This window comes from Proteus sp. G2618 (assembly GCF_009915995.1).
Classification (GTDB): domain Bacteria; phylum Pseudomonadota; class Gammaproteobacteria; order Enterobacterales; family Enterobacteriaceae; genus Proteus; species Proteus terrae.
The window spans coordinates 297,203-323,882 of record NZ_JAABNI010000014.1 but is presented as its reverse complement, the minus strand read 5'-3'; the positions used below and the strand labels follow the sequence as shown (position 1 = coordinate 323,882).

General features: G+C 38.0%; 21 protein-coding genes and 2 pseudogenes. 12 read left to right on the top strand and 11 right to left on the bottom strand.

Translation table 11 applies throughout. The features are described 5' to 3' along the window. Nucleotides 1-27: 27 nt before the first annotated feature. The 3 genes from cysB to topA all read right to left on the bottom strand — a co-directional run bounded on the left by cysB (nt 28) and on the right by topA (nt 4,517). Nucleotides 28-1,002 (bottom strand): HTH-type transcriptional regulator CysB, encoded by a 975-nt coding sequence (gene cysB / locus GWJ01_RS07000; RefSeq protein ID WP_075672088.1) that lies wholly within the window; start codon nt 1,000-1,002, stop codon nt 28-30. A gap of 237 nt (nt 1,003-1,239) precedes the next feature. Beyond that, a complete protein-coding gene (sodC, locus tag GWJ01_RS06995; RefSeq protein WP_109394334.1) occupies nt 1,240-1,764 on the bottom strand; it encodes a superoxide dismutase family protein in 525 nt (174 codons plus the stop codon). A gap of 155 nt (nt 1,765-1,919) precedes the next feature. Beyond that, the gene (topA, locus tag GWJ01_RS06990; protein WP_161710883.1) at nt 1,920-4,517 is read right to left on the bottom strand and encodes a type I DNA topoisomerase; all 2,598 of its coding nucleotides are present in this window, start codon (nt 4,515-4,517) and stop codon (nt 1,920-1,922) included. A gap of 307 nt (nt 4,518-4,824) precedes the next feature. Between topA and GWJ01_RS06985 the strand changes: the two genes are divergently transcribed. Beyond that, nucleotides 4,825-5,073 carry a YciN family protein gene (locus tag GWJ01_RS06985; protein ID WP_088495697.1) on the top strand — a complete coding sequence of 83 codons (249 nt, stop codon included), beginning with the start codon at nt 4,825-4,827 and terminating at the stop codon, nt 5,071-5,073. Nucleotides 5,074-5,549: 476 nt separating this feature from the next. Here the strand turns inward: GWJ01_RS06985 and sohB are convergent, their stop codons facing one another. After that, a complete protein-coding gene (sohB, locus tag GWJ01_RS06980) occupies nt 5,550-6,596 on the bottom strand; it encodes a protease SohB (protein WP_109394332.1) in 1,047 nt (348 codons plus the stop codon). A gap of 213 nt (nt 6,597-6,809) precedes the next feature. Between sohB and GWJ01_RS06975 the strand changes: the two genes are divergently transcribed. Both GWJ01_RS06975 and cobO read left to right on the top strand, forming a co-directional pair. Next, on the top strand, nt 6,810-7,571 hold the full coding sequence (locus GWJ01_RS06975) for a YciK family oxidoreductase (protein WP_171455364.1): 762 nt from the start codon (nt 6,810-6,812) through the stop codon (nt 7,569-7,571). 25 nt (nt 7,572-7,596) lie between these two features. Further along, nucleotides 7,597-8,187: a cob(I)yrinic acid a,c-diamide adenosyltransferase gene (cobO, locus tag GWJ01_RS06970; protein WP_109402906.1), complete on the top strand. Its 591-nt coding sequence runs from the start codon at nt 7,597-7,599 to the stop codon at nt 8,185-8,187. A 44-nt stretch (nt 8,188-8,231) separates the two neighbouring features. Here the strand turns inward: cobO and GWJ01_RS06965 are convergent, their stop codons facing one another. The 4 genes from GWJ01_RS06965 to rnm all read right to left on the bottom strand — a co-directional run bounded on the left by GWJ01_RS06965 (nt 8,232) and on the right by rnm (nt 12,232). Beyond that, the gene (locus GWJ01_RS06965) at nt 8,232-9,179 is read right to left on the bottom strand and encodes a hypothetical protein (RefSeq protein WP_109402905.1); all 948 of its coding nucleotides are present in this window, start codon (nt 9,177-9,179) and stop codon (nt 8,232-8,234) included. Between the two features lie 200 nt (nt 9,180-9,379). Further along, entirely contained in the window at nt 9,380-10,303 is a 924-nt protein-coding gene (rluB, locus tag GWJ01_RS06960; protein ID WP_109394328.1) for a 23S rRNA pseudouridine(2605) synthase RluB, read from the bottom strand. Nucleotides 10,304-10,726: 423 nt separating this feature from the next. Next, complete coding sequence (locus GWJ01_RS06955) at nt 10,727-11,347, bottom strand: L-threonylcarbamoyladenylate synthase (protein ID WP_023582284.1); 621 nt, start codon at nt 11,345-11,347, stop codon at nt 10,727-10,729. 24 nt (nt 11,348-11,371) lie between these two features. Then, nucleotides 11,372-12,232, bottom strand: a complete 861-nt coding sequence (rnm, locus tag GWJ01_RS06950; protein ID WP_109394327.1) for an RNase RNM — start codon at nt 12,230-12,232, stop codon at nt 11,372-11,374. A gap of 306 nt (nt 12,233-12,538) precedes the next feature. Between rnm and GWJ01_RS06945 the strand changes: the two genes are divergently transcribed. The 6 genes and pseudogenes from GWJ01_RS06945 (at nt 12,539) to GWJ01_RS06915 (ending at nt 19,695) form a co-directional block, all read left to right on the top strand. Further along, a complete protein-coding gene (locus GWJ01_RS06945) occupies nt 12,539-14,116 on the top strand; it encodes an anthranilate synthase component 1 (RefSeq protein ID WP_109394326.1) in 1,578 nt (525 codons plus the stop codon). Continuing rightward, nucleotides 14,116-15,709 (top strand): annotated as a pseudogene (trpD, locus tag GWJ01_RS18810) (bifunctional anthranilate synthase glutamate amidotransferase component TrpG/anthranilate phosphoribosyltransferase TrpD). The gene GWJ01_RS06945 and the pseudogene trpD overlap by 1 nt, the downstream one beginning before the upstream one ends. A gap of 4 nt (nt 15,710-15,713) precedes the next feature. Next, entirely contained in the window at nt 15,714-17,069 is a 1,356-nt protein-coding gene (trpCF, locus tag GWJ01_RS06930; protein WP_109402901.1) for a bifunctional indole-3-glycerol-phosphate synthase TrpC/phosphoribosylanthranilate isomerase TrpF, read from the top strand. A 39-nt stretch (nt 17,070-17,108) separates the two neighbouring features. Next, nucleotides 17,109-18,299 carry a tryptophan synthase subunit beta gene (gene trpB, locus GWJ01_RS06925; RefSeq protein WP_109394323.1) on the top strand — a complete coding sequence of 397 codons (1,191 nt, stop codon included), beginning with the start codon at nt 17,109-17,111 and terminating at the stop codon, nt 18,297-18,299. Continuing rightward, nucleotides 18,299-19,105 carry a tryptophan synthase subunit alpha gene (gene trpA / locus GWJ01_RS06920; RefSeq protein WP_161710882.1) on the top strand — a complete coding sequence of 269 codons (807 nt, stop codon included), beginning with the start codon at nt 18,299-18,301 and terminating at the stop codon, nt 19,103-19,105. Before trpB ends, trpA begins: the two co-directional genes overlap by 1 nt. A gap of 275 nt (nt 19,106-19,380) precedes the next feature. Next, on the top strand, nt 19,381-19,695 hold the full coding sequence (locus GWJ01_RS06915; RefSeq protein WP_006536978.1) for a BON domain-containing protein: 315 nt from the start codon (nt 19,381-19,383) through the stop codon (nt 19,693-19,695). Nucleotides 19,696-20,372: 677 nt separating this feature from the next. Here GWJ01_RS06915 and ompW read toward each other — a convergent pair. Next, a complete protein-coding gene (gene ompW, locus GWJ01_RS06910) occupies nt 20,373-21,008 on the bottom strand; it encodes an outer membrane protein OmpW (protein ID WP_006536979.1) in 636 nt (211 codons plus the stop codon). 433 nt (nt 21,009-21,441) lie between these two features. Between ompW and GWJ01_RS06905 the strand changes: the two genes are divergently transcribed. Then, entirely contained in the window at nt 21,442-22,215 is a 774-nt protein-coding gene (locus GWJ01_RS06905) for a YciC family protein (protein WP_098943021.1), read from the top strand. Nucleotides 22,216-22,331: 116 nt separating this feature from the next. Here GWJ01_RS06905 and GWJ01_RS06900 read toward each other — a convergent pair whose 3' ends face one another. Continuing rightward, nucleotides 22,332-24,152 carry a SulP family inorganic anion transporter gene (locus GWJ01_RS06900; protein ID WP_109394320.1) on the bottom strand — a complete coding sequence of 607 codons (1,821 nt, stop codon included), beginning with the start codon at nt 24,150-24,152 and terminating at the stop codon, nt 22,332-22,334. Nucleotides 24,153-24,461: 309 nt separating this feature from the next. Here GWJ01_RS06900 and GWJ01_RS06895 point away from each other — a divergent pair. Both GWJ01_RS06895 and yciA read left to right on the top strand, forming a co-directional pair. Further along, nucleotides 24,462-25,010 (top strand): annotated as a pseudogene (locus GWJ01_RS06895) (septation protein A); the annotation flags it as partial. Between the two features lie 286 nt (nt 25,011-25,296). Further along, nucleotides 25,297-25,728 (top strand): acyl-CoA thioester hydrolase YciA, encoded by a 432-nt coding sequence (yciA, locus tag GWJ01_RS06890; protein ID WP_006536988.1) that lies wholly within the window; start codon nt 25,297-25,299, stop codon nt 25,726-25,728. A 143-nt stretch (nt 25,729-25,871) separates the two neighbouring features. On the opposite strand, the gene tonB is transcribed toward yciA, so the two are convergent. Further along, nucleotides 25,872-26,585 (bottom strand): TonB system transport protein TonB, encoded by a 714-nt coding sequence (gene tonB / locus GWJ01_RS06885; RefSeq protein ID WP_109394318.1) that lies wholly within the window; start codon nt 26,583-26,585, stop codon nt 25,872-25,874. Between the last annotated feature and the right edge of the window lie 95 nt (nt 26,586-26,680).

Genomic DNA, 26,680 nt, shown 5'->3' with positions numbered 1-26,680 from the left:
AAGGCGGGGAACACCCGCCTTTCAGTATTACACTAAGGGTAATTCGATATCTTTAAATAACTCTTCAATCTCTTCGTTAGTTCGCAATGCAACCGCTTGTTCAATCAAATTACGCGTAAGATGAGGGGCAAAACGCCACATAAAATCATACATATAGCCGCGTAAGAAACCACTACGACGGAATGCAATTTTAGTAGTGCTATAACTAAACTTATCACGCATATCAATTGCGACTAAATCGCTATCGAGTACAGGATCAAATGCCATACTGGCAATCACACCAATACCTAAATGTAATCTTACATAAGTTTTAATAACATCCGCATCGGTTGCAGTGAAAACAATTTTAGGTTTTAACCCGACTTTACCGAAAGCATCATCAAGATCAGAACGACCAGTAAAACCTTGGGTATAGGTGACAATATCGTAGCCCGCAAGCTCTTTTAACGTCACTTCTCGTTTTTGTGCCAGTGGGTGATCTTTTGAAACCACCACAATACGGTTCCAGCGATAACAAGGTAACATCACTAAATCGTTATAAAGATGCAGTGATTCTGTCGCGATCGCAAAATCACTTTTACCTCTGCATACATCTTCAGCAATTTGTGTTGGCGACCCTTGGTTCATATGCAATGAAACATCAGGATAGCGCTCAATAAAACCTTTTATTACTGGAGGTAATACATAACGAGCTTGTGTATGCGTTGTTGCAATCGATAATGAGCCTCTATCTGGATAAGTGTGCTCACCTGCAGCAGACCGAATAGCTTCTGTTTTTGATAAGATTTCTCTAGATAGCCTTACAATTTCTTCACCCGCAGGTGTCACATGCGTTAGATGCTTACCACTACGAGAAAATATTTGTATACCTAACTCATCTTCTAACATGCGAATTTGTTTACTTATTCCCGGTTGAGATGTATACAAACGCTCTGCCGTGGTTGAAACATTTAAATCGTTATTCACCACTTCAACGATATAACGCAACTGTTGTAATTTCATGGAGAGGCTATCCCTTCAACAAAAGACTTATTATTCCGTTATTCTATTTATATTCATATAACTAAAAAGAATAATAAAGATGTAATATATAACCACTATATCACTTATTTCATTTCGGTCTAACGTAATTAATAGCGTTATTTAGATTTTGTTATATCTAATAGTTATAAGCTATAAACAAACATAAAAAAAGCTGACGTTCACAGTCAGCTTTTCTTTCATAATAATTGCATTAAATTATTTAATCACGCCACATGCCATTCTTGCACCACCACCGCCAAGAGCCTCGGGATCATCAGAATAGTTGTCGCCCCCAACATGCACCATGATAGCTTTGTCTTTCACTTGCTCAAGTTTGGTGAGTTTTGGCGCTAACACTGCGTAATCCGCAACACCTTTGTCATTCACGACTAATCCCGGTAAATCACCTAGATGCCCATTTTTATTATAAGGCCCCAAGTGAACACCAACTTTTTCAGGATCTAAATGGCCGCCAGCTTTTAAAGCAGGCACAGGTTTGCCATCTTTCATATCTGGTTCACAAGAACCATTAGCATGAATATGAAAACCATGAATACCCGGTGTTAATCCAGTGAGTTTTGGCGTAAATAACAGCCCATAATCAGTTTCAGTGATAGTGACAACACCAATATCGTTGCCAGCACCCGTTGGTAAGGCTTCATTTAACGTGACATCTAACGTTGCAGCGCTTGCTACAGAGGTGAAGAGTAAGCCAGATAGTAACAAAGGCATCAGTTTCATAGTATCTCCGTCTTATTATTAGCAAAGTAAAATATTAGACAAATAGAAATCAACCATTAATACTGTTTCAGTGTATTTAATTAGCATACCTTCTAAATACAAAAAAGCGACTAACTCTCATTAGTCGCTTTTTTATTTATCACGCAATGCCAATGTTATTTGTTTTTTTCAACCCATTTACCATCGACATAAAACGCAGACCAACCTGTTGCCTTGCCATCTTTCTCTGAAGAAACATATTGCTGTTTTGTTTTACGACTAAAACGCACAATCGTTGGGTTTCCTTCAGGATCAGCCACCGGAGCTTCTGCTAAATAACGCATTTTCTCTGCTAAACGGTCTTTAAAACGAACCAGTTCTTCTACTTTTGGTGCACGCGTTTCTCTTGATTTAGGGAACGTGTTTGCAGCCAAGAAGACACCAGCGGCACCGTCTCGTAAGACAAAGTAAGCATCTGATTTTTCACATAACAATTCAGGAAGTGGAACTGGATCTTCCTTCGGTGGTGCAATTTCACCGCTTTTTAAGATCTTACGGGTATTTTTACAATCATCATTAGTACAACCCATGTATTTACCAAAACGCCCCATTTTCAGGTGCATTTCAGAACCACATTTATCGCACTCAATAACTGGACCTTCATAACCTTTTAAACGGAATTCACCCTCTTCAACTTCATAACCATCACATGCAGGATTATTACCACAAACATGTAATTTACGATGAGTATCAATCAGGTAACTGTCCATTGCAGTACCACATTTCGGGCAACGACGACGAGCTCGTAATGCGTTGGTTTCTGCATCTTCCCCTTCAAGAATATTTAATAATTCATCTTCAGGAATAAGATTGATGGTTTGTTTGCAACGCTCTTTAGGCGGTAAAGCATAGCCTGAACATCCTAAGAATACGCCTGTTGTTGCCGTTCTAATTCCCATATGACGAGAACACGTTGGACATTCAATTGACGTAATAACCATTGGATTTGGTCGCATTCCGCCTTCTTCAGGATCTTTTTCAGCAACTTCTAATTGTTGACTAAAATCAGTGAAGAACGCATCTAATACCGCTTTCCAGTTTTCTTCATTATTAGCAACATGGTCGAGATGATCTTCCATTTGCGCAGTAAAATCGTAATTCATTAAATCGCTAAAATTCTCTTCTAAGCGATCTGTTACAATTTCACCCATTTTTTCTGCATAAAAACGACGGTTTTCAACTTTCACATAACCACGATCTTGAATAGTGGAGATGATAGATGCATACGTTGAAGGACGGCCGATACCGCGTTTTTCTAATTCTTTAACTAACGTTGCTTCGCTAAAACGAGCTGGGGGCTTAGTAAAGTGCTGAGTAGGTTCTAATTCAGCTAAAGCCAGTTTTGCCCCTACATCAACGGCTGGTAAGGTTTTATCTTCATCTTTATTACGCATAGCTGGCATGACTTTAGTCCAACCTGCAAAACGTAAAGTCCGACCTTTAGCACGTAGTTTATAATCACCTGATTCGACTGTTAATGTGGTCGAATCGTATTTTGCTGGTGTCATTTGACAAGCAACAAATTGATTCCAAATCAGCTGATATAGACGTTTAGCATCATTATCCATATCTTTTAAAGATTCAGCGATAACGTTGATATCAGAAGGACGAATAGCTTCGTGCGCTTCTTGAGAATTTTCTTTGCTCGAATAAACGTTTGGCTCTTTCGGCAAATACTTAGCGCCAAAATTCTCATTGATATAATCACGTGCCATTTGAATTGCATCCTGACTTAAGTTAGTTGAGTCAGTACGCATATAGGTTATATAACCTGCTTCATAAAGGCGCTGAGCTAGCATCATCGTCTTTTTCACACCAAAGCTTAAACGCGTACTTGCCGCTTGCTGTAAGGTTGATGTGATAAGTGGTGCGCTTGGCTTGCTGGATGTAGGTCTATCTTCACGATCTTTTACCGTGAAGGTCGCATTCTGTAATGCTTTAACCGCAACCTGTGTTTCATCAGATGAAACAGGGTTGAAGGCTTTATCATTATAATGCGTGACTTCCATACGCAATGGCTGTTCGTCAGGCGTTAACAGTGACGCGTGTAATTGCCAATATTCTTCAGGAACAAAGGCTTTAATTTCACGCTCACGTTCAACTAAAAGACGCACGGCAACTGATTGCACTCGACCTGCAGATAATCCACGAGCCACTTTTTTCCAAAGTAAAGGTGAAACCATATAGCCCACAACACGATCCATAAAGCGACGTGCTTGTTGCGCGTTAACGCGATCTATATTTAACTCACCCGGAGTTTGGAAAGCTTGTGTAATGGCATTTTTAGTGATTTCGTTAAAAACCACTCGACTAAACCGTTCATCATCACCGCCGATAACTTCGCGTAAATGCCACGCGATAGCTTCTCCTTCGCGGTCAAGGTCCGTTGCAAGATAGACATGATCAGCTTTCTCAGCTAATGCTTTTAGTTCAGCCACGACTTTTTCTTTGCCGGGTAGAATTTGATAATTCGCATTCCATCCATTATAGGGATCAACTCCCATACGGCTGACTAAGGCTGATTTCTCATCCTTTTTAACTTTTTTCGCGCCTTTCGTGGCGGATGAGTTTTCGCTCTTCTGGCTGCCAGAACCACTCTTTGGCAAATCACGAATGTGACCCACGCTAGATTTAACTACGTAGTCATTGCCAAGATATTTATTGATCGTTTTGGCTTTAGCCGGGGACTCCACGATAACAAGAGCTTTACCCATAATTACCTTTACCTAATTAAACTTTGTTATGACGGTATCGTTTAATACCCTCAACTAAAAAAATGTTTAAAATCTCTTTTTTATATTGCGTTAGTTTTGCAATATATCAACCTGTTTTTATTCAAAGCTTTTGCTCGAGCTCAAAACTCGTGGCTTTTTTTGAGGTATTTTAATCACCTCACCGCTTTGATCGGGTACAGGCAAATCATTGTTTGCTACATATAGAGTAGCTAAGCTTTTAAAAATGCCACACTCTACCTGATAAAAAGTGAGGCGCAACAAATTATTTTTCTAAGGAGCACATATTATGTCAACACAAACTACACCGATTACAACAGAGATGCTACTTGAAAAAGCGAATAAAATCATATGTGAACATGAAGATTATATACACGGTATGCGTGCTGATTCAGTTGAACAAAAAGGTAATGTCCTCGTATTTAAAGGTGAATTTTTTTTAGATGAACAAGGTTTACCTACTGCAAAAAGCACTGCAGCATTCAATATGTTTAAGCATTTAGCTCATGTGTTATCTGATAAATACCATTTAGAATAAATCATCCTTGTGATTATTTTTATTTAATCGCCAAAGTAATTTGATTTACTCTTTATTGATAACAAAAAAGAGACTTTTTTTGCCAGTTATTGCATTTATACAGACACCAATAACTGGCATAATTAAACAAAAATAAAGAATAAAAATTCAATTTAAACGTAATACGGATTTTCTATCACATCGCAACTCGTGATTACACTTACCTATCAATACAATCAGTAATATCAATTATTTTTATTTTCTATTTACGGCTATATTGAAGCCTCTTAGAAAGAGGAAATATTTACCCTGTTGTTGTTATAAGCAATATCAATTATTTCTTTGATTGCCAGTGAAATTTTCACTGGCTTTTTTTGTCTTATCGAAATACAAACCTTTAGAATATTTATTGAAAGATTTGGGAATAGTGATGGCAAGAAAAGATGATATCAGCAATCACCCGTATCGCTGATATCATTTATGGCGTATTTATTGGCTTATAGTAGCGGTTTCTTACTTCTTTGTACCCAACGCATCATCAGTTTATCAACGCTTTCCATTGCACCGCCTGTAACACGTTCGACCATTTTCTTCTTGGTAACATATTGGACAGAGAGAACTTCAAAATCATTAATATGATCGATCAACCAATCATCACTCACACCAACTTCATCAATTAAGCCTCTGTTTAGTGCTTCTGAGCCGTACCAATACTCACCGGTTGCAACACTATCGATATCAAGTTGAGGGCGATATTTATGCACAAATGATTTAAATAACAGATGTGTTTCATTTAAATCTTGCTTAAATTTCTCACGTCCTTCTTCGGTATTTTCGCCTAATAAGGTTAATGTGCGTTTATATTCGCCGGCAGTATGTAACTCAACATCAATATCATTTTTCTTGAGTAAACGGTGAATATTAGGAATTTGAGCCACAACACCAATCGAGCCAATAATCGCAAATGGTGCAGCAATAATTTTATCTGCTACACATGCCATCATATATCCTCCGCTGGCAGCCACTTTATCGACAACCGCAGTCAGTTTAATGCCCTTTTCTTTTAAACGCGTTAACTGAGCTGCTGCTAATCCATAACCATGAACCATGCCACCCGGACTTTCTAAACGCAGTAATACTTCATCACCCGATTGTGCAACAGAAAGAATGGCGCTGATTTCTTCACGTAATGCACCCACTTCGTGTGCATCCATACTACCGTTAAAATCAAGCACATATAAACAAGGTTTTACAACGCCTTTTTTACCTTCTTTCGCATTGTTTTTACTCTGTTTATTCTCTTTTTTCTGCTGTTTCTTAAATGCTTTATACCAGACTTTTAATTCAGCATCGTCCATTTTCGCTTGTTGCATAACGCGCTGTTTTTCTTCATAAGCTTCAGCAAGATCTGTGACTCTTAATGTCCCTTTACGATTTTGCTTTTTATTTCCAATCACGACGAAAAACAACACGATAGCGATAATCGCCACAACAACGGTGACAATTTCTGCTAAAAACAGTCCATATTGCAAAATATATTCCACAAAGACCTCTTTTTAAGGTTAATAACACTGACTCAAATCAATACACCTAGTTTAACGAAATTCTGCTTTAGCGCCAGCAACAAAGGCATGATTATGCTTAATACCATAAAGAAAATAGCCATAAATTGTAAACAAAAAGCCAGACTAAACTGGTCGCTAGACAAATAAGACGTTACACTTTATTTACTTTTTACTAGACAGGATATCAATATGTTGCAATATCAACCCGATCATAGCGTGCTAAAAGATAAAATTATTCTAGTAACAGGTGCTGGTGATGGCATAGGAAAAGAAGCTGCACTAACTTATGCTCAATACGGCGCAACACTTATCTTATTAGGCCGTACTCTATCAAAACTTGAGGATGTTCAAGAAGAGATAATCACATCAGGTGGCCAACAACCTATGTTATATCCACTTGATCTACTTACAGCGACAGAGAATGATTTTCAGCAATTTGCGGATACTCTCGTTAAACGCTTCCCTCATCTTGATGGTGTATTACAAAATGCTGGTTTATTAGGTGTTGTTGAGCCTATCATTAATCAACCAAGCAACCTTTGGCATGACGTTATGCAAGTCAACGTTAATGCGACATTTATGCTAACAAAAGCCCTATTGCCATTGATGCTTAAAGCGCCTCATGCGAGTCTTATCCTCACGACATCCAGTGTGGGTCGCCAAGGTCGTTATGGTTGGGGAGCTTACTCTGTATCAAAATTCGCAACAGAAGGCTTTATGCAGGTACTTAATGAAGAATATAACGAAAGTACTTTGCGTATTAACTGCATCAATCCTGGTGGTACTCGTACAGCAATGAGAGCGAGTGCATTCCCTGATGAAAATTCACAAAAGCTAAAAACACCTAAAGATTTGATGCCGTTATATCTCTATTTGATGAGTGATGACAGTATTGATGTGAAAGGACAATCTTTAGATGCACAACCTGGTCGTAAAGCTGGCCCTGCTGAATAACATAATTTAAGCTCGAGGTAGTTTAATGAATAATGCACAACACCAAAAACGCCAACAACGTTTAAAAGAAAAAGTAGATACCCGAATTGAGCAAGCTCAACGAGAACAAGGTATTGTGATGATTTTCACCGGTAATGGTAAAGGAAAAACAACCGCAGCTATGGGTACAGCAACCCGCGCAGTTGGTCATCAAAAAAAGGTTGGTGTTGTGCAATTTATTAAAGGAACCTGGGAAAACGGTGAACGTAACCTACTGGAACAATTCGGCGTACCTTTCTATGTAATGGAAACTGGATTTACTTGGGAAACGCAAGATAAAAGTGCAGATACAGTCGCTTGTTTAAATACTTGGCAATATGCACTCAAACTGCTTAATAATCCAGAATACGACCTCGTTATTCTTGATGAAATTACCTATATGATTAGTTTTAACTATTTGCCATTAGATGAGGTTATTTCAGCGATTAGTTCTCGCCCTTCTCATCAAAATATCATTATCACTGGAAGAGGTTGCCATAGAAAATTAATCGAGTTAGCAGATACTGTGACAGAAATGCGTCCTATTAAACATGCTTTTGATAGTGGGATAAAAGCACAAAAAGGCATAGATTGGTAATAATCCCTTACCACCTTTTCAATTATATAAAAATGAATAATTATTTATATTAAAGCTGGCTCACTTAATATACCAGCACCAAATATACGCCCTGTTTCATTTATCAGTTTAAAGTAAGCTTCTCTATCATCAAATATATCATTCTGTATTTGCTGATTATAAACCATAGCCATTGCCATTATATGAAAATGATATTCATTATAGTAATTTTGCTTTTCAGTCGGATCACGTGAAGCTAAATAGGAATTGGTTACTTTATAAATACTTTTAGCTTCTTTCAGCATTTCGCCATTATTAAACTCAATATGACTCAATGTCGGAATAAAATCATCTGTTCGCGTATTTTCATCATTTATCCAATTGTATTTATCTTTTTCTTTATGAGCTTCTAATAAATTATGTCCTGAATAAACATGAATACCATATGGCTTTCTTGATATAAAATCTTGAAATTCAGATTGGGAAAAACACTTAGTTAATACATTTACCACTCCCTTATTACTCCAATCAGGTAAATAAGTTGGGAGAGGTTCATTTAATGGAACTTCACAGCGGAAAACATTATTATCAATAAACATAGCATCAGAGCTATTAATAGCACCATGCACAAGCTGACCGTCAATCCAAACAGAACGCATTGTTAAGTATAAATACCCATCACCTTCTTTAGGAGAAAAAGTAGAAGTGAAACTATAGTAGATTTCCCTAGATGGATTTATTATTCCACCATGATTACCGGGATAAATCATAAAGGTTTTCTTTGTTCCATCAGCATCAACTAATACATGTTTTCCATTCTCTAATTTTATTTCTTTCACTTCACCGGTATTAAGCCAAAAAGAATTATTATCTATTTGAAAGACTAACGGTGTTGTTTTATTGTTACTAATATAGAACACGCCAGACTGTGAGTTTGAATTAGTCGTTGGCTCACAACCCATAGTAAGAGTAGTCGCACATAACATTGTTGTTAAATAAAAAGAACGATGCATATATCGCGTATACCTTATCGTAAAATATACAAATAAAATATTATTTTAATAAAAATGACTTCTCATCTAATTAATCTGTGCATCATAGTTTCATTTATGGAAAAAAGAAAGCTATCAAAAAAAAGAAGCACCCTATTCAATGAGTGCTTCTTTATAAAAAATGATATTTTAATTTAAAATAATAAATAATTATTCGCTAATTACTTTTTATTTCCTGTTGACTGGCGACGACTTGACGCTCTTTTAGCAGGTGATGTTGAAGTGCGTGCTGAAATCTTAGTATGACGCTTAACAGCACGACGGATCTGATTCGCTTTGATGCGACGCTGATCTTTTTCTACTGCAACTTTTGTTACTGTTTCGTCATTTAATTCAACTAGCTGACGTAAATAGTTAATTTGATCTAATCCAAGTTCAACCCAACCACCACGTGGTAAGCCTTTTGGTAAATCAATATCACCATAACGAACACGAATAAGTCGGCTAACTTGTACACCAACCGCTTCCCACATACGACGAACTTCGCGGTTGCGTCCTTCAGTAAGAGAAACGTTATACCATTGATTAATCCCTTCACCGCCACGATAAGAAACAGAGCGGAATGAAGCGGGGCCATCTTCTAATTGTACACCGCGCGTTAACTGGCGAATTTTGGCATCATCAATTTCACCAAAAACACGTACTGCGTATTCACGCTCAACTTCACGGCTAGGGTGCATTAAACGATTAGCTAATTCACCATCTGTTGTAAATAACAGTAATCCACTGGTATTTACATCAAGACGACCCACAGCAATCCAGCGAGCACTGTTAAGGCGAGGAAGGCGCTGGAAAACAGTTGGGCGACCTTGTGGATCACTGCGAGTACATAGTTCACCTTCAGGCTTGTAATAAGCAAGCACACGACAAACATCTTTTTGTGCTTCACGAATATTTAGAATACGGCCATCTAAGCGGATTTTTGCTGTAGTGGTGACATCAATACGATCACCTAATTTCGCTTTTGTACCATCAATGCTGATACGTCCTTCTTGAAGATAACCTTCAATTTCACGGCGAGAGCCATGACCAGAACGAGCAAGGATTTTTTGTAATTTTTCAGTGCGTTGCGATTTATCGCTCATGAAACAACCTCATGTGTCGCCTTCACAGGCGTCATAAAAATAGAATTAATTTTTAAAAATCAATTAAATAAAAATAACCCATGTTTATTAAAATAAGAAATAAACACAGGTTTATTGATTCAATAGTGAACAATGTTGATGATTTTTCACATCAACATTGCGATAATAAATAGTGCCGATAAAACGATGTTGGCAAAACTATAATGACAGCTTAACCGTTTGTCTGCTTATCAAGTTACTGTGCTTAGCGCTTAAAATGCGCGTTGGTATAACCGATATCAAAAACAGTCACCGTGATTTTTATCGCGATGTATAAATTTAACACAAGCGATAGATCCCTTCACCTTTTATCTCTTTATCTCGTGATAAATTTCTTCACTATCGAATCATTTACTCCCAATTTAGTATAATCAACCAAATTGCTTACTGAAATGGCGTAATATCACCCGTACCTTCACGTACGATAACAGGGGTATCTTCCGTTAAATCAATGACCGTTGTCGGTTTTTGTCCTAAATAACCACCGTGGATCACCAAATCAACTTGTTTACTTAATAAATCTTCGATTTCTTCCGGATCAGATTCTGCAAAATCATTGCCCGGTAAAATCAGGCTCGTTGACATTAATGGCTCACCAATATTTTCTAACAATGCCAATGCAATTGGGTTAGAAGGAACACGTAAGCCTATGGTTTTACGTTTATCATTCATCAAACGCTTTGGTACATCTTTAGTTGCTTTTAGGATAAAGGTGTAATTACCTGGGGTATTGTTTTTTATTAAGCGAAACACCACATTATCAACATAAGCGTAGTTAGCGATTTCAGACAAATCACGGCACATCAGTGTGAAATTGTGGTTTTTATCTAATTGGCGAATACGACAAATTCGCGTCATTGCATCTTTATTTTCTAAACAACAGCCAATAGCATAGCCAGAATCTGTTGGATAAATCACCACACCGCCTTTGCGTAAAATATCAGCACTTTGTTCAATTAAACGAGCCTGCGGATTATCAGGGTGAATATAAAAAAGTTGGCTCATACATCCCTCAACGAATTTCTAATGTTACTCTTGCCATAGCGACCAAACAGGTTCGACGCCACTGGGTAACCATAAATTACGCCCCAATTCTATCCACGAGCAAGGGCGATGAAAATCAGAACCTAACGAAGCTTTTAACCCATAAAGTTGCGCTAATGCTGCGTGTTGTTCCCGTTCTTGTGGTGGTTGTTGGCATTGTGCCACTTCGATTGCATCACCACCGATTTGTTTAAAATAAAGCGTTAATCGTTTTAACCATTTAGAGGATAGACCATATCGTCCCGGATGCGCTAATACTGCAACACCACCAGCTTCATGAATTGCCGTGACAGCGTCACCGATCGAACACCACTGTGGTGGTACATAACCGGTTTTACCTTTTGCTAAATACCGTTTAAATACTTTATTAACTGAGGCAACATGCCCTTCATTCACGAGAAAACGGGCAAAATGTCCTCTTGTCACTTGTCCACCATGCGCTAAGGCTTTTGCCCCTTCAAATGCATTTGCAATACCTGCTTTTTCTAATCTCTCACCAATCATTATCGCTCGAGTTTCGCGACATTGGCTTTGTGACGAAAGAAGTGCCTTGATTGCGTTATGGTTGATATCAATATTCAATCCAACAATATGGATTTCTATATTCTCCCACAAAGTCGATATTTCGACACCTGATATCAGGGTAAGAGGCAGATTTTTTTCTGCAATATAATCATTAGCAGGAGTAATCGCCGCCGTTGTATCGTGATCAGTTATCGCTAAGACATTAATTTGACGTTCTATCGCTCTATCAACCAATTCTTCTGGTGAAAGCTCGCCATCTGACGCGGTAGTGTGGCTGTGCAAATCATAAATCACTCTTAAATCAGATAGCACTTCTGTCATCGCTTCTCCCTTTTCATCTTAGCAAGGTAATAATTTTTAAAGAGTATGCCATAAAGTACTTGACGAACCTAACGCAATCCAGTTTACTAGTACACAACACGAGCTAGTCTATTAACTTATTATCTGTCGTTAGCTGTAAGGAGATGTTATGAATATCAATCAACGTCTTATCGCTCTTTGGTGGCGCAATACTCTTTTATGGGCGGTTTGATCTCCGGCTTTACGTCAGTGATATCTAAAACCCGCCTACGCGGGTTTTTTTATGCATTAAAAACAGTTAGTAAAAAATAACAAAGAGCGATAATAATGAATACATCACTTGCATTCTCATTTAAAACCAAGGCAACGCCACTGCCTTACCACAGTGAACCCGCTTTACTTTTCAATACATTATGTGAAAACAAACATCACACACTATTGTTAGAATCTGCACAAGTTGACACGAAAGCAAACTTAAAAAGTTTGTTAATTGTTGATAGCGCACTGCGTATCAGTGCAGTAAAAAATCAAGTCACTATTGATGCATTAAGCGTTAATGGACAAGCTTTATTGCCTGCATTAAAAATCGCACTAAAAGAAAAAGCTTTCTTAACACAAGAGAGCGATAAACAGTGTATTTTTACCTTTTCATCACCTGCACAAGATATTGATGAAGAAAGCAAATTAAAATCAGCCAGCGTATTTGATGCTTTACGCTTCTTTCTTGCTAATAAAGACACTAAAGATGCTAATGCTATTTTTGTTGGTGGTTTATTTGCTTACGATTTAGTCAGTGGATTTGAACCTATTCCTGAATTAGACACTGTTTTTTCATGCCCTGACTACTGCTTTTACTTAGCAGAACAATTAATTGTTATCGACCATCAGAATAAAGATAGTCAGTTAATCTCCATTGCTTTTACTGACGATAAAGCGGAGTGTCAACGCCTCACTTCGCGACAAACCGAGTTAATCTCGCTGACCAAACAACCATTAAAACACCCTATTCGCCGTGCTTTAACAGCAGCAGAATCAACAATACAAGGCAATATGGATGATAAAGGTTATGGCGATATCGTTGAAGCAATGAAAACCTATATTCGTCGTGGTGATATTTTCCAAGTTGTTCCATCACGTCGCTTTCAAGTTGCATGCCCTTCACCACTTGCCGCTTATCAAGTGTTGAAAGAGAAAAATCCAAGCCCTTATTTGTTCTATATGCAAGATGCCTTATTCACAGTATTTGGTGCATCACCAGAAAGTGCATTGAAATATCAAACAAGCGATCGACAAATTGAAATCTACCCAATTGCAGGAACTCGCCCAAGAGGACGTAATGCAGATGGTTCGATTAATGCAGATTTAGACAGTCGAATTGAACTTGAAATGCGCACTGATACGAAAGAGCTTTCTGAACATTTAATGTTAGTCGATTTAGCGCGTAATGATTTGGCACGTATTTGCCAAGCAGGCAGCCGTTATGTCGCGGAATTAACAAAAGTTGACCGTTATGCTTTTGTAATGCACTTAGTTTCAAGAGTCGTAGGAAAACTACGTGATGACTTAGATATTTTCCATGCTTATCAAGCCTGTATGAATATGGGAACGTTATCAGGCGCACCCAAAGTCAGTGCAATGCAATTAATTGCCCGTTATGAAAAAACAAAACGTGGTAGCTACGGTGGTGCCATCGGCTATTTTACCGGCGCAGGTGATTTTGATACTTGCATAGTTATTCGCTCTGCTTATGTTGAAAATAATATTGCAACTATTCAAGTCGGTGCTGGAATTGTGCTTGATTCAGATCCTCAAATGGAAGCTGAAGAAACACGTAATAAATCACAAGCGGTAGTCAACGCTATTTTACAAGCTCATACAGATACACAACTGCAGGAGGCTTGCTAATGGCAACTATCTTACTGCTCGATAACATCGACTCATTTACTTATAACCTTGTAGATCAATTACGTAGCCTTGGCAATAACGTTGTGATTTATCGCAATAGCGTCACTGCCGATTTTATTGAACAAAAACTACGTGAGCTCGATAACCCAATTTTACTGTTATCTCCGGGACCAGGAGCACCTTCACAAGCAGGTTGTATGCCTGAACTGTTAAAACGTGTATTAGGTACATTACCTGTGATTGGTATTTGCTTAGGTCATCAAGCCATTATTGAGGCTTACGGTGGCAAAGTTTCTTCATGTGGAGAGATTTTACACGGCAAAGCGACATTAGCTGAGCACGATAACAGCGAAATGTTTGTGAATTTACCTAACCCGTTACCCGTTGCTCGTTATCATTCGCTTTCAGGAGAACAAGTTCCAGAACAACTCATTATTAATGCTTGGTGCGATAACACTGTTATGGCGGTGCGTCACCGTCAACATAAAACGTGTGGTTTTCAGTTTCACCCAGAATCAATTTTAACCACAAAAGGCGCACAACTTTTAGAACAAACAATCGCATGGGCATTAACTCCTAAAGGAGACGCATAAAATGGAAACTATCTTCAATAAATTATTTAGCGCACAACAGTTAACATTAGAAGAAAGCCAAACACTGTTTAGCGCCATTATTCGCGGTGAGTTAACGGAATCACAATTAGCGGCCGTTTTGATCAGCATGAAAATGCGCGGTGAACATCCTCAAGAAATCGCTGGCGCAGCGCGTGCATTACTTGAAAATGCACAACCATTTCCTCGCCCTGACTACACTTTTTGCGATATTGTCGGCACTGGGGGAGATGGTGCCAATAGTATTAATATTTCAACAGCAAGCGCATTTGTTGCAGCTGAAGTAGGTATCAAAGTGGCGAAACACGGTAATCGTAGCGTATCTAGTCGCTCCGGCTCTTCTGATTTATTAGCGGCATTTGGTATCCCTTTAGACAGAAGTGCTGATGATGCACGCCAATTATTGGATGAAGTGGGTTTATGCTTTTTATTTGCACCTCAATATCACAGTGGTTTTCGTTTTGCAGCCCCTGTTCGCCAACAACTGAAAACACGCACATTATTTAATGTATTAGGCCCTCTAATTAACCCTGCTCGCCCACCATTAGCATTAATTGGTGTATATAGCCCAGAGTTATTGATGCCTATTGCAGATACATTAAAAGTTTTAGGTTATGAGCGTGCTGCCGTTGTTCACAGTGGCGGAATGGATGAAGTTTCATTACATGCGCCTACTCAAGTCGCTGAATTACATAATGGTGAAATTACACGTTATGAACTCACACCAAGTGATTTTGGTCTTCGCCCTTGTGCCATTACTGATCTAGAAGGTGGTACACCTGAAGTAAACCGTCAATTATTAGCAGATTTACTACAAGGTGAAGGAAAAAGAGCACATACCGAATCTGTCGCAGCTAATGTCGCTTTATTAATGCGTTTACATGGGCAAGAGGATTTAAAAATGAATACTGAAGTTGCTATGCACGCCATTTATAGCGGTAAAGCAATAGATCGTGTAACTGCATTAGCAGCAAGAGGATAAGAGCATGACTGTATTAAACGCCATTGTAAAAGATAAAGCTGAATATCTGATTGTACGTAAAGCAAACCAACCGCTATCAGAATTTGTGCACCAAATAGAGCCATCAACACGTTCGTTTTATCAGGCATTAACTCAGCCTAATACTGTTTTTATCTTAGAGTGTAAAAAAGCATCACCATCAAAAGGCTTAATCCGTGCTGATTTTGATCCCGCGACGATTGCAAAAATTTATCAGCCTTATGCTGCTGCAATTTCTGTATTAACTGATGAAAAATATTTTCAAGGGAGCTTCGATTATTTACGCCAAGTCAGTCAAACTGTTCATCAGCCCGTTTTGTGCAAAGACTTTATTATTGATGAATACCAAATCTATTTAGCGCGTTTTTATCAAGCAGATGCCATTTTATTAATGCTTTCTGTCTTAGATGATGAGCAATATCGTGCGCTATCAGCCGTTGCTCATCAATTAAATATGGGTGTATTAACCGAAGTAAGCACAGAAGAAGAGCGCCAACGTGCCATCAATCTTAATGCCAAAGTTATTGGTATTAATAATCGTGATTTGCGTGATCTCTCTATCGATTTAGCTCGTACCCAGCAGTTAAGCCAAGGATTGCCCCAAGATGCAATCGTGATCAGTGAGTCAGGTATTCATACCCACCAGCAGGTTCAAGAGTTAAGCCAATATGCTAATGGTTTTCTGGTAGGCAGTGCTTTAATGTCACAAGACAATATCGACCAAGCGGTGAGAGCACTAGTTTTGGGAAAGCATAAAGTGTGCGGGTTAACTCGTACACAAGATGTAAAAGCGGTTTATCAAGCTGGTGCTTATTATGCAGGGCTGATTTTCGCAGAGAAATCCCCGCGTAAGGTGACATTGTCACAAGCACAAAAGTTAATAACACAAGCTCCCTTAGCGTTTGTGGGTGTGTTTCAAAATCAACCTATTGAGCTTATTTGTGACTATGCCGAAAAACTTAATTTATCTGCCATTCAATTACATGGACAAGAAGATGCGCAATTTATTGAGCAACTTCATCAGAAAATCCAACCTAATTGTGAAATTTGGCAAGCGATAAATATGGCAAACCATACTGATATTCACCCCGCTGCTCTCGTTAATAAATATGTACTTGATAACGGAACGGGTGGTACAGGAACAACATTTAATTGGCAAAAAATTCCTAATACATTACGTGAAAAAGCATTACTTGCAGGTGGTCTTAACAGTGAAAATTGTTTAGATGCGGTTAAAACAGGCTGTATCGGGCTTGATTTTAACTCTGGAGTAGAATCAGCTCCTGGCATAAAAGATAAACAACGTCTGAATCAAGTATTTGCACAATTACAGCTAAACTAAATTTCACAAAGATAAAATTTTAAACAGGATGACATCACAATGAGAAAACTTAACCCCTACTTTGGCGAATTCGGTGGCCAATATATACCTGAAATCTTAATTCCAGCATTGGATCAACTCGAACAAGCTTTTATTGATGCGCAAAACGATCCGTCATTTCAGCAAGAATTCCAAGATTTATTAAAAAATTATGCGGGCAGACCAACGGCATTAACGCTTTGCCGTAATTTAACAGAAGGCACTCGAACTCGTTTATATCTAAAACGTGAAGATTTACTACACGGTGGTGCTCATAAAACTAACCAAGTATTAGGTCAAGCCTTGCTAGCAAAACGTATGGGTAAAACTGAAATTATTGCAGAAACGGGAGCTGGTCAACATGGTGTTGCAACCGCTTTAGCCTGCGCACTGCTTAATATGAAGTGCCGTATCTATATGGGTGCGAAAGACGTCGAACGTCAATCACCTAACGTATTTCGTATGCGCTTAATGGGTGCTGAGGTTATTCCTGTTCACAGTGGTTCATCTACCTTAAAAGATGCCTGTAATGAGGCATTACGTGACTGGTCTGGTTGTTACGATCGCGCGCACTACTTATTAGGAACGGCCGCAGGCCCTCATCCTTATCCAACAATTGTCCGTGAGTTTCAACGTATGATTGGTGATGAAGCCAAAGCACAAATTCTAGAGCGTGAAGGTCGTCTACCAGATGCGGTTATCGCTTGTATTGGCGGTGGCTCTAATGCTATCGGTTTATTTGCTTCCTTTATTCCTGAAACTGCAGTGCAATTGATTGGTGTTGAACCTGCAGGTAAAGGTATTGAAACTGGTGAACATGGCGCACCACTGAAACATGGTAAATTAGGGATCTATTTTGGTATGAAATCCCCAATTATGCAGACAGATGAAGGACAAATTGAAGAGTCATATTCAATTTCAGCAGGTCTTGATTTCCCATCTGTCGGGCCTCAGCACGCACATTTAAATAGCATTGGTCGTGCTGATTATGTTTCTGTTACCGATGATGAAGCCATTGAAGCATTCAAAACACTTTCTCGCCGTGAAGGGATCATTCCAGCTCTAGAATCTTCTCATGCATTGGCTTATGCACTGAAATTAATTGCACAAAATCCTGACAAAGAACAGTTATTAATCGTGAACTTATCCGGTCGTGGCGATAAAGATATTTTTACTGTAAACGATATTTTAGCAGCAAGAGGAGAAATCTAATGAGCCGTTATCAAGTATGCTTTGAAACACTAGCACAAAAACAGCAAGGCGCATTCGTTCCTTTTATCACATTAGGTGATCCTTCTCCTGAGTTGTCATTACAAATAATTGATGCGTTAATTGAAGGTGGTGCAGATGCATTAGAGATTGGTATTCCCTTTTCCGACCCACTAGCTGATGGCCCTACAATTCAAGGCGCTAATTTACGAGCACTAAATGTAGGTGTAACCCCTACTGACTGCTTTGCACTTTTAGCAAGTGTACGTAAAAAACATCCTAATATTCCTATTGGCCTATTAGTTTATGCCAACCTCGTTTTTAGTAATGGCATTGATAATTTTTATGGTAAATGCGAGCAAGCAGGTGTGGATTCCGTCTTAATTGGTGATGTACCTCTGCGTGAATCAAAAGAGTTCCGTGAAGCAGCACAACGCGCCAATATCAGCCCTATTTTTATTTGCCCACCTAATGCTGATGATGAACTTTTACAAGAATTAGCGGCATCAGGTAAAGGTTATACCTATTTACTATCAAGAGCCGGTGTAACAGGTACAGATAAACGTGCAGAACAATCGCTGACACATATTACTGACAAACTAAAAACCTATAATGCCCCTCCAGCATTACAAGGATTTGGAATTTCAGAGCCTAAACAAGTTAAAGAAGCGATTGCCAATGGTGCAGCTGGCGCAATTTCAGGCTCAGCGGTTGTGCAAATTATTGAGAAAAACCTACATCAACCAAATGTCATGCTTAAAGCACTCACTCAGTTTGTTAAAGAAATGAAAGCGGCAACTATTGCCTAACCTTCCTATTTGATCCGCCTTAGAAGAATAGCCGGCTATTTTTCTAAGCGGATTACTCTGAAATCCACACTGATTAACTCACGCTTTTTATTACCTATTTTTCCGCTTAACCCGCATAAAATGGCGCAATATTCCCTCTTCTCTTATTTCAAGAGACTTGAAATGTATTGATAAAAATTTGGCAAAACTCTGTTTTTTGCACATACTTCATAAAGCGCTTTATATTTTCTCTTCAGAAATTCTCAATCAATAATGTGATTAAAAGGAGTTTTATGATGAAACTATGGGCAAAAATATCCGCTGTTATGGCGGCGTTACTTATGGCGTTTACCTTATCTGCATGTTCACCTACTGCAACATCAGAAGGTACAGGGGGTTATTTTGATGACTCCGTGATCACCACCAAAGTTAAGACTGCACTAATAGGTGAAAAAAATCTTAACTCAACACAAATTAGCGTCGAGACATTTAAAGGTAAAGTTCAACTCAGTGGTTTTGTCTCTTCTCAAGCGGATGCTAATCGTGCCATTGAAACAACACGCAAAGTTACAGGTGTAAAAGGCGTTATCAACTCAATGGTTATTCGCTGATCCTCTCTTTATTCTAGTCTTCCTTTAGCCTTACTTTTTAGACCATCTTTTCGGTGGTCTTTTTTTGCCAAGTATTTCACTTTCAGCATTTGCTTTTATCATAAAGCAGATCAATTTTTATAAAAAACGCCAATGGATTAAAAAAAGGTTATTTTTACCTAGCCTCAATAACCGTTCACAAAAAGAGCAACTCAAAAGAATAATTAATCATTTACTGATTGAAATTTGATCTTCATTTTTTTATAAACATGCCCTATCTTAAACCTCTTTTATTCTTCTTTTACTTCTTTCTATCTCTTGATAGATAAAGCACTTTTACTAAAATCAAATTAAAGATGTATTTTAAATACACCTATTTAATGCTCTCCTTTATTTATTAAAAGCTCGTTATTTTTTAATAAATAAAAATACGCTTTTTTATCTTATATAGAAGGCGCAAAATAAAAGATATATATTAAATGCATCTTTATTGCAATTCTAATATTAAATGTTTTATTTAAAATGCATCTTTTTTTATTTATCTTTATTTTTAATTACCCATAAATAGTGTATTCAACAATAAACTAGAGACTTTATATAATCTAAAAATGAAAGGCTTTATTCGAATTTAAAAAGCAAAAAAAAGCGAAGATAATCTTCGCTTTTTATTAAGAGATATTCTTTTAAAGAAAGAATAATTAGAAACGGTAACCTACACCAAACATAAATACAAATGGGTCTAGGCGTGTGCTGATTGATTGTCTGTCTTCACCAGCTTTAAATTTAACATCAGTTTCGATATTCATCCACCAAACAGACGCATTCAGCATCCAGTTTTTATCAAGGTTATAATCTAAACCTGCTTGTGCTGCAAAGCCCCATGAATCCTTGAGATCTAAGTCAGATAAACCAGCGCCTTTACCCGCTGAATTAAATTTCTCATCAAAGAATGTAGTAAAGTTAAGACCTGCACCTAAATAAGGACGTAGTTTATCTTCACCATTACCGAAGTAATATTGTGCCATTAATGTTGGTGGCAAATGTTTAACAGTCGCAATCTCACCAAAGTTTGTTAATGATACTTTGTGCTCAAAAGGAGTAGCTGCTAATAACTCAACACCAATATTATCAGTGATCATATACCCAAAGGTTAAACCTAATTGGGTATTATTATTAGCTTCAAAGTGTCCAATACCTAATACATTATCAGAGCCTGCATTTGGACGAACAGTTGCAGTACCAGCACGGAATAAAAAATCACCCGCTTGGTGAGCGAAAGAAATAGAAGGCGCAAGAGTTGCAGCCGCTAAAATAAGCGCAGAAAGTTTTTTCATTATTTAACCCATTCCTGTAATAAGTAAAATCTCCGCTAAAAATATAACCATTTATTGATAATTATGATCTAATACCGATCACAACTTTGGAATTATTTTTGCAGAAAGTGTTATTTCTCTTTTTATTATTTATCAATGCGATTATTTATAATTGATCCACATCAAATTACCTATTAATACAATTTTTTCTTATAATTAAATTTATTCTTAGTAATACTTTTTGAATAAAAAATATCCTAAAAAGATGAATTTAAAAATAAAGTTATTCTTATGTTAATATTATGTTTGTTTTATTTTAAATGCTGAGCATATTCTGATTATTAACACCAAGAAAAAAACCAAATAAGAGAAGTAAGAGAAAATATCCCTTTTTGCTGTTGTTGAAGGTACAATAGCGCGCATTGACACAGTCTATTTTTATAGGAGCAGTTTCATGCCTACCACGGCACGCACAATCTACCGAGACAGTCTGAATTTTTATAAGAATGAACGACGTAGTATTGTTACCCTTTCCGCTATCCTTGCTGTTGTGTTAGCGATAGTTCATGTCTTAATTGGCCCTAATCCTCAAGAATACCAATTGATGATTGAATTTGTGGCTAATTTTAAAAATACACAGCTTTCTTCTACTTCTCCTGCTGAATTAGAAGCAATGTCAAACAGTGTCGTGGGTATTGCCAAAAAAGTTTTATCACTGTATGCATTTGAAACACTACAGCAGAGCATCTTGGTACTAACCTTATTGATGTTCGCTATGGCAATCTCTGCAGGCCACAACGTCACCCTTGGTCAAACATTTAACGCATGTTTACCTCGCTTACCAAAAATGTTTTTACTGATTGTTCTGTGCTCTATTTTGATTAGCGCAGGTTTTATGGTGATGATTATTCCTGGCATCATTTTGCTAATCGGTTTTGCATTAGCGCCCGTTGTCTTAGTGCGCCAACAAAATATGGGAAGTGCAATACGTTTAGGTTGGAAGATTGGGTTTAGTGAGTCTGGCTCACTTATTCCTGCTTTAGGTATTTGGATCTTATTGCAGTTTGGTATTGGTTTTGTGAGTAATCTTACAATTCAACTACCTGATCTTATCCATAACTTCTTATTCTATTTTCTGAAAAATATGGCTTCAGCGTGGATGATTATTTACCTATTTCGTTTGTTTATGTTGGTTGAGAACAAATACATAACGCAACAGACGCGCTAGTCTATTCAAAACATAGCTATCCATAAAATTTACCGATAAAAAATCCCGTGTATAAGTGAACGTCTTATCACGGGATTTTACTTTTTACTACTACTCGTAAAACTTAGCCAAAATACTTAAGGTGTTGATGTATGACTTTCTATCGGCACTTCTAATATCGCATCTTCGTTATTCTCTGTTTCTTGGCTTTCAGCTTCTTGCTTTAATGCCTCTTTTCTTGCTTCTTTCTGTTTTTCTTTGATCTGCTGTCGGCTTTGATAAAGCCGGATCACAAAATAGAGATCGGGAGCGATAATTAAGTCATCTTCATTTAGCGAAATTCTGTTACGCTCAATCCAGCGATTTAGTTCGGTTCTGCGCCCTGCTAAAACCAATTTCACGCCTTTTATTCGCAATTCCCGTATTAGTTCATCAATAGCAGCAAACACGCTGACATCGTCATAGGTAAAGCTTACAGCCGCATCTACGGCTAACCATGCTGGTCGTTGAGGCGCGCTATCAACAAGTTGAAGTACCCGTTTTTTAAAATACCCCACATTAAAATAAGTCAGTGGTGAATTAAAACGATACATCATCAAGCCATCGATAGGTTCAATACCATTATCCTTATTCATTGAGTGAACCATACCCTGTTCATCAACACCCAACAATTGATCGCTCGGACGAAAAACAATACGTAAAAACTGCAACAAACCTAATAAAACCGCAAAGCCGATACCGTTAATTAGTCCTGCCAATAACACAGCTAATAATGTAAATGATGCCAATGTGAATGCTTGTTTATTACGTTTGCGATAAGACCAAATATGACGAATACTCAACAATGACCATGAAGAGACGATCAACACAATTCCTAGCGAAGATAATGGAATATAAGCGAGAAAATCAGTCATAAATAATAGCACTAGCAAAATTACCAGTGCTGCGATAATAGAAACTAATTGTGTTTTGCCACCAACAGAATCATTGACTGCGGTACGGCTACTTGCTGCACTTACAGCAAATCCTTGAGAAAGCGCTGCCGCAATATTCGCAATACCTAATGCTTTTAATTCTTGATCCGCATCAACATCATAACCATTTTTGCTAGCAAAACTGCGGGCTGTCATCATAAAACTCACAAAGCTAATGACAGCCAAGTTTATGGATGGAACCAATAACTCTCGTAATACACCAGGATGAAATCCACTCATTGATACAACGGGTAGAAAGAGATCAACATTTCCCGCTTCTTTATTCACAATAGCAATACCATAGCTGGCTAAATCAAATTGCCAGCTAAGGTAAGTCATCACAACCATAGCAATTAATGGTGCCGGCCATCGGCTACGAAAATAGCGAATACCCAATAATAAGGCGAGTGTTATCCCAGACATCAATACCGTGGGTAAATGTGCATCCATTAATCGAAATGGGACTTCAATTAGTTTTTCGATTAAATGATCTGGGGAAGTGTCAAAACCAAATACTTTACTAATTTGTCCCACCATAATAGTGATCGCAACACCATTTAATAGCCCTTGAAGGATCGGACGAGATAGAAAATCAGTAAAAGCCCCCAATCGAAAGTGGCTGGCTAAAATACACCAAAAACCCGTCATTGCTGTCATGATAATTGCTAGTTGCCATCGTGTATTTTCATCACCAGCAGATAATGGAATAACGACCGCAGCAATAACGGCGCACGTTGCAGCATCAGGCCCTGTAATTAATTGACGAGAAGTACCAAATAATGCATAAATAATCATAGGGAAAATACAGGCATATAATCCAACAATAGCATTAATGCCTAATAATTCGGTGTAAGCAATGGCAACTGGTAGCGCGACAGCAGCAACAGAAAGCCCTGCTTTTAAGTCATAGCCAAAATATTCACGCTTATAGCTAAATAATAAGCCTAGTCCTGGCATCCATTTTATTATTCTTTTTCCGTTCATTGATTTCCTCTTATCAGAAATACTTTTTTATTTATGCATTCATCAAAAAGTGGCGCGTGATAATGATGAGTTAATGAATCATATACTAGTGTAATATTTAAATCCTCTTTCATAACTCAAGCTTGTGTTTTAATTTTACATAAATGCAATTACGTTGATTTTTCATTGAGTTATTACAGATAAAAATAGCGTTTTTTGTATAAATTAACACTCTGTCGTTAAAGATATGCAATTGTTTACCCATTTTCTGTCGCTTTGCATTAGAATAGCCAAGTTTATGAATTTAATTACCATAGGTTCCTATCTGTTATGAAAAATGGCTGGCTTAAGCAATTACTTGATTTTGCTCCACTATTAGTGTTTTTTATCTTCTATAAATGGCAAGATATTTTCTATGCTTCAGGTGCATTAATTATCGCGACGTGGGTCTCAGTCGGCTTGACATGGCTTATTTTCCATAAAGTTGAGAAAGCACCACTCATTACCGCCATTGTGGTTACTATTTTTGGCTCATTAACCATCTTCTTTCATTCTGCCGATTTTATTAAATGGAAAGTGACGGCTATTTATGCCATTTTTGCCATCGTTTTAATTGGTATGCAGTTATTTACGCCCAAAACGCTAATGGAAAGAATGTTAGGCAAAGAGCTTGCAATTCCACCTGCAAATTGGAAGAAACTCAATATTGCATGGGTAATTTTCTTTTTTGCTTGTGCTCTTGGTAATATTTATGTGGCATTTTCTTTGGCAGAAGAGACTTGGGTTAATTTTAAAGTCTTTGGCTTAACTATTTTGACCTTTGTCTTTACTATCGCCAGTGTGGTTTATATCTGGAATAACCGTTTACCAGAAGAACAAACTGAAAATGAAACCACAGAAAATAGTGAACACGAATTATCAGATGATATGACAAAACAAGTATCTAAATCGACATCACACGATGCTCATTCAAAATCTGAATAATCATTTTTATTTTATTGGGAGATGTGTGCTCTAAATAACTCAAGTGCAGCTAGGCGGCAAGCGAATGAGACGCTAGGAGCTGTGACTAGTGTGAGTGAGTGTGGCCAACAACGCTACAGCTTAAAGTATGACGAGTAGACATCTCTTTGGTTTTAACATTATTTACAGATACTTTATACCCATGACTGAACAACAATCTTTGCCTAATGGTGAGCTCGTTTTACGTACTCTAGCCATGCCTGCTGATACTAATGCCAATGGTGATATTTTCGGTGGCTGGTTAATGTCCCAAATGGACATCGGTGGTGCAATTTTAGCGAAAGAAATTGCGTTAGGTCGTGTCGTTACTGTAAGCGTAACAGGCATTACCTTTCTTAAACCTGTCGCTGTTGGCGATGTCGTTTGTTGCTATGCACGTTGCTTAAAAACAGGTAACTCTTCAATTACTGTTAATATTGAAGTCTGGGTTAAGAAAGTCGCCACAGAACCTGTCGGCCAACGCTATCGTGCAACAGAGGCTGTATTTACCTACGTTGCCGTTGATGAGAACAATTCAGCTCGTCGCTTACCTGAAGGTAAAGCACATTTCACTCTAACAAGTACAATGGAATAAAACGACATTAAGACAATTCGATTACGACGAATAGCGTGAAAGCATTAAAAGTTGAAACTAAAAAAGGCACTTATTAAAGTGCCTTTTATTTATCTGGTATCAAATAGTGATATCGATCTGTTTAAGCGCTAGTTTTATAAAAATTAGCTTGCTGAGATCCCTGTCATTTTGAATTCAATCAGAACCACTTTTCCTTTATAAGGAATTTTTTCATAACGCCACTGTCGCATTGCTCTTTTTACTTCTCGCTCAAACACGTTTTTAGGATCAGCTGAAATAATTTCTACATTATCGACTCTTCCATCGGCATCAACATCAAAACGAACTTTGATTGTACCTTCCATACCTACTGCTCGTGCTCGTGATGGATATTCAGGTAAACCTTGGCGTACTGCATTAGGTACTTTACCTTCCCCACTACTTGCCACTGCAACCGGTTTTTCATCGCCTTTATCACTTGGCTTTGCCGTCGGATTAAGATTTTTGAGATCATTACCTTTATTAACAACTAAAGGTTGTGGTCGCTCAACAGGCGGTTTCGGTTTGTCTACTGGTTTTGGCTTAGGCTTCGGTTTTGGTTCTGGTTTTTTCTCTATTGGTTTTTCGATAATAGGTTTTACGTCAGGAATAGGTTCTGGCTCGGGTTCAGGCTCAACAACCGGCTCAGGTTCTGGAGGAGTAACTTCTTCAACCACAGGTTCTGGTTCGCCAGCAGGCTCATCTGCTGCAAATGCCAACATCTGTATAGAGATAGGCTCAGGTGTAACTGGCTTATCTTCTACAACATATAACATCGCAGCCGCAACAAGTGAGGCATGTAGACAAAGTGATATGAGTACCCAAAGCTTCCAACGCATAACTGATCTTATTTCACCTAAAGAAAAAATATGCCCCTAGTTTAAATGCAAATAGCAATCATATTCAATAACGTTTAGCAAAATGATTGATATTA